At 50.9% G+C, this 1,003-nt stretch carries 1 protein-coding gene; it reads left to right on the forward strand.

Annotation, left to right across the window (positions count from 1 at the left end; all coding sequences use genetic code 11):
* Positions 1-290: 290 nt before the first annotated feature.
* A partial coding sequence (locus CRO75_RS32820; protein ID WP_143504347.1) for a hypothetical protein occupies positions 291-1,003 on the forward strand: 713 nt, incomplete at its 3' end.

The following is a 1,003-nucleotide window of genomic DNA, read 5'->3' on the forward strand; positions in this document are numbered from 1 at the left end:
GCCCTGTATGGGACAATGCTGAGGAAAATGAGAGAGAGGCCGAGCCGGAGCGCGACTCCATGCCGTTACGGCAACAGGCAGAGGTTAAGCCGTTCCCTGATGAGAATGACCAGGCTTCTAGGCAACCCCGTATCAGAAGTAAACGGTCGCTGCCTCCCGCTCCATCCAAACCTCCCGCTCCATCCAGTAATGTTCGAGAAGACGTACCCGCGCCATCCCGTCAACGGCGTCATAATATTCCAGCGGACGTGTCTCTACCGTCAGACCATTCGACCGTGCATGATATAGCGGTGCCATCTGATATAACGACCGTTCAGGCCGCAGCCATAACTGGAGGCCGTGCCAGCTATGGGTATTCGAGGATTAATAGTGGCATTAACTATCAGGTTAGCCTTGCCGGGCTGTCTGATGATGTGATCATCAAGAATATACTGGAAAGAGCAAACCAGGCTCAGAAGGTGCGTTCTCTTCTAGCCGCTGGGAAATATGATAAGGCAAAAGCGGTATTACATTTCAAAGTCATTGAATACCTTTCAGTCCTCACACAGCGATATAGCCTTAGAAAAGCGAAGAAATACCGCAGCCTGCTCAATGGGATATGGACGGGGTTGAATAATCTTAGAAACTCCCCTGAGATAGAGACCTTAGTCGATGACATGAAACGTGCATCTTTACCTGAGCGCTCGATTCCGCAGCCGTCAGAGGGAGATGCTACAACGACCCCGCTGGAGGAAGAGACCGAACAGCAGACAACCGATGCGGTGAACGCGCTTAAGTCTCTTGAGGCACTGAATGCCCCCATCATGAACATGGGGCAGTTTATTGATGATCATATCAAGACTGCTATCGAGCAATATAATCGAGATCCCAAATGGTGTGATCCTAAAGGAACCTGGTATGGCTGCAATTGGAAATCAGTGGATGCGCGGCGCTTCCCGGGATTAACGCCAGACACTCTAATCCGGGTAGATTTCGCTAGTAGGGGAACGCCTGGCAAAGATGA

This window comes from Pseudomonas sp. LAMO17WK12:I10 (genome assembly GCF_900215185.1).
GTDB classification, from domain to species: domain Bacteria; phylum Pseudomonadota; class Gammaproteobacteria; order Pseudomonadales; family Pseudomonadaceae; genus Aquipseudomonas; species Aquipseudomonas chlororaphis.